Consider the following 1,345-nt stretch of genomic DNA (forward strand, 5'->3'; position numbering starts at 1 on the left):
CTACACTAATGTATACGCTCCCATCCTCGACGTGGGTCGCGACCAAAGATGGGGACGCTACGAAGAAGTTTATGGCGAATCACCTTATCTGGTAGCTGAACTGGGTATCGAAATGGTACGAGGATTACAGCATAACCACCAAGTAACTTCTACAGGAAAACACTTCGTAGCATACAGCAACAACAAAGGTGCACGCGAAGGCATGGCACGTGTTGACCCGCAAATGTCACCACGCGAAGTAGAAAATGTTCACGTATACCCCTTCCGCCGTGTCATTCAAGAAGCAGGCATGCTGGGCATCATGAGTTCGTACAACGACTATGACGGCTTCCCCATACAAGGCAGCTACTACTGGCTGACTACCCGCCTGCGTGGTGAAATGGGTTTCCGCGGATACGTCGTGTCCGACAGTGATGCCGTAGAGTACCTTTATACCAAGCACGGCACTGCCAAAGATATGAAAGAAGCTGTACGCCAGAGCGTAGAAGCCGGACTGAACGTACGTTGCACGTTCCGTTCACCCGAATCGTTCGTATACCCCTTGCGCGAACTGGTAAAAGAAGGCGGACTGAGTGAAGAACTGATCAACGACCGTGTACGCGACATCCTGCGGGTGAAGTTTCTGGTAGGTTTGTTCGATTCTCCTTATCAGACCGACCTGGCCGGTGCCGACAAAGAAGTGGAAAAAGCCGAAAATGAAGCAGTAGCCCTTCAGGCCTCACGCGAAAGCATCGTATTGCTGAAGAACGAATCGGAATTACTGCCGCTTGACATCAACCAGATAAAGCGTATCGCCGTATGTGGTCCGAATGCAGATGAAGAAGGATATGCCCTGACTCATTATGGTCCGCTGGCAGTAGACGTGACCACCGTACTCGAAGGCATACAGGCCAAGGTGGAAGGTCGTGCCGAAGTAGTCTATACCAAAGGTTGCGAACTGGTAGATGCCCACTGGCCGGAAAGCGAACTGATAGATTATCCGCTGACAGCAGAGGAACAAGCCGAAATAGACCGTGCCGTCGAGAATGCACGCCAGTCGGACGTGGCCGTCGTTGTATTGGGCGGTGGTCAACGGACTTGTGGAGAAAACAAGTCGCGCAGCAGCCTCGACCTGCCGGGACGTCAATTGCAACTGCTTCAGGCCGTACAGGCAACAGGCAAACCCGTCGTACTGATTCTGATCAACGGACGTCCGCTCTCTATCAACTGGGCTGACAAGTTCGTACCGGCCATCTTCGAAGCATGGTACCCCGGTTCCAAGGGAGGAACAGCACTGGCCGACATCCTGTTCGGTGACTACAATCCGGGAGGCAAGCTGACGGTAACCTTCCCCAAGAGCGTCGGA

The 1,345-nt window shown here is 53.0% G+C and carries 1 protein-coding gene; it reads left to right on the plus strand.

All coding sequences use genetic code 11. The features are described 5' to 3' along the window. Nucleotides 1–1,345 (plus strand): glycoside hydrolase family 3 C-terminal domain-containing protein (locus QVP67_RS09220; protein ID WP_288180070.1); only part of this gene is annotated, 1,345 nt, incomplete at both ends.

The organism is Bacteroides sp. CAG:633, assembly GCF_000435115.1.
Taxonomy (GTDB): Bacteria; Bacteroidota; Bacteroidia; order Bacteroidales; family Bacteroidaceae; genus Bacteroides; species Bacteroides ndongoniae.